Consider the following 2,940-nt stretch of genomic DNA (forward strand, 5'->3'; position numbering starts at 1 on the left):
TAACCAGACGTTCATTAAAAATAAGGTAAATAAGAGGTAACACAAGCGTACTTGTATTTGAAGTAAAGCATATGATCTGAGGTAACTGAGATTATATGGTCAAGAAGAGAAGCGCAAACGGTGGATGCCTTGGCAGTAAGAGGCGAAGAAGGACGTGGAATCCTGCGAAAAGCTCTGGTGAGCTGGAAACGAGCGTTTAACCAGAGATGTCCGAATGGGGGAACCCGGCCATGAGCAGTCATGGTCATCGTTAGCTGAATACATAGGTTAACGAAGCGAACTCGGGGAACTGAAACATCTAAGTACCCGAAGGAAAAGAAATCAATTGAGATTCTCCAAGTAGCGGCGAGCGAACGGGGAAGAGCCTGGTGTGATTTATAGTGCAATGAAGTAGAACAACTTGGGAAGGTTGGCCATAGAGGGTGAAAGCCCCGTATACGTAGGTTGCATTAAGAACTAAGCACGCGAACAAGTAGGCCGGGACACGTGAAATCCTGGTTGAATATGGGTGGACCATCATCCAAGGCTAAATACTACTTACTGACCGATAGTGAACCAGTACCGTGAGGGAAAGGCGAAAAGAACCCCGGAGAGGGGAGTGAAATAGAACCTGAAACCGTTTGCGTACAAGCAGTGGGAGCACCTTCGTGGTGTGACTGCGTACCTTTTGTATAATGGGTCAGCGAGTTACTTTCAGTGGCGAGGTTAACTGAATAAGGAAGCCGTAGAGAAATCGAGTCTGAATAGGGCGCGAGTCGCTGTGAGTAGACCCGAAACCGGGCGATCTAGTCATGTGCAGGATGAAGGTTGGGTAACACCAACTGGAGGTCCGAACCGGGTAATGTTGAAAAATTATCGGATGACGTGTGACTAGGAGTGAAAGGCTAATCAAGCCCGGAGATAGCTGGTTCTCCCCGAAAGCTATTTAGGTAGCGCCTCGTGAATGATTACTGGGGGTAGAGCACTGTTTCGGCTAGGGGGCTGTCATGGCTTACCAAACCGATGCAAACTCCGAATACCGGCTAATTGAATCACGGGAGACACACGGCGGGTGCTAACGTCCGTCGTGAAGAGGGAAACAACCCAGACCGCCAGCTAAGGTCCCAAAGTACTAGTTAAGTGGGAAACGATGTGGGAAGGCATAGACAGCCAGGAGGTTGGCTTAGAAGCAGCCACCCTTTAAAGAAAGCGTAATAGCTCACTGGTCGAGTCGGCCTGCGCGGAAGATGTAACGGGGCTAAAACTAGTCACCGAAGCTGCGGATGTGTACTAAGTACACGTGGTAGGGGAGCGTTCTGTAGGCTGATGAAGGTGGATTGAGAAGTCTGCTGGAGGTATCAGAAGTGCGAATGCTGACATGAGTAACGATAATGAGGGTGAAAAGCCCTCACGCCGGAAGTCCCAGGTTTCCTGCACGACGTTAATCGGAGCAGGGTGAGTCGGCCCCTAAGGCGAGGCTGAAAAGCGTAGTCGATGGGAACCAGGTTAATATTCCTGGACTTTTTATAAGTGGTGATGTGGGGACGAAGAAGGCTAAATGAGCCAGGCGTTGGTTGTCCTGGTATGTGCATGTAGGGGGGTAGACCAGGCAAATCCGGTTTACTATTAACTCTGAGATGCGACATGGTGCTGACACTTCGGTGTACAGCGAAGTCATTGATGCCCGGCTTCCAGGAAAAGCTGCTAGCCATAACTTATAGAGAACCGTACCGCAAACCGACACAGGTGGACAGGTAGAGAATACTAAGGCGCTTGAGAGAACTCGGGTGAAGGAACTAGGCAAAATGGTACCGTAACTTCGGGAGAAGGTACGCCCTTTTTGGTGATGGGATTTACTTCCAGAGCTGGAGAGGGCCGCAGAGACCAGGTGGCTGCGACTGTTTATTAAAAACACAGCACTCTGCAAATTCGTAAGAAGACGTATAGGGTGTGACGCCTGCCCGGTGCCGGAAGGTTAATTGATGGGGTTATCTTCGGAGAAGCTCTTGATCGAAGCCCCGGTAAACGGCGGCCGTAACTATAACGGTCCTAAGGTAGCGAAATTCCTTGTCGGGTAAGTTCCGACCTGCACGAATGGCGTAACGATGGCCACACTGTCTCCACCCGAGACTCAGTGAAATTGAAATCGCTGTGAAGATGCAGTGTACCCGCGGCTAGACGGAAAGACCCCGTGAACCTTTACTATAGTTTTGCACTGGACTTTGATGATAACTGTGTAGGATAGGTGGGAGGCTTTGAAGTGAGGACGCTAGTTCTCATGGAGCCAACCTTGAAATACCACCCTGTTGTTATTGAGGTTCTAACTTGGTCCCGTAATCCGGGATGAGGACAGTGTATGATGGGTAGTTTGACTGGGGCGGTCTCCTCCCAAAGAGTAACGGAGGAGCACAAAGGTACCCTCGGTACGGTCGGACATCGTACCAAGAGTGTAAAGGCATAAGGGTGCTTGACTGCGAGAGCGACGGCTCGAGCAGGTACGAAAGTAGGTCTTAGTGATCCGGTGGTTCTGTATGGAAGGGCCATCGCTCAACGGATAAAAGGTACTCCGGGGATAACAGGCTGATACCGCCCAAGAGTTCATATCGACGGCGGTGTTTGGCACCTCGATGTCGGCTCATCACATCCTGGGGCTGAAGCAGGTCCCAAGGGTATGGCTGTTCGCCATTTAAAGTGGTACGCGAGCTGGGTTTAGAACGTCGTGAGACAGTTCGGTCCCTATCTGCCGTGGGCGTAGGAAAATTGAGAGGAGCTGCTCCTAGTACGAGAGGACCGGAGTGGACGAACCTCTGGTGTACCGGTTGTCACGCCAGTGGCATTGCCGGGTAGCTAAGTTCGGACGGGATAACCGCTGAAAGCATCTAAGCGGGAAGCCTCCCTCAAGATGAGTTTTCCCTTGAAGCCCGTTGAAGACTACGACGTTGATAGGCAAGGTGTGGAAGC

The 2,940-nt window shown here is 50.9% G+C and carries 1 rRNA gene; it reads left to right on the forward strand.

From position 1 onward, the window contains the following. Nucleotides 1-97 precede the first annotated feature (97 nt). Nucleotides 98-2,940, forward strand: a 23S ribosomal RNA gene (locus ACWTEW_RS08555); the annotation flags it as partial.

This window comes from Legionella stuttgartensis (assembly GCF_977063405.2).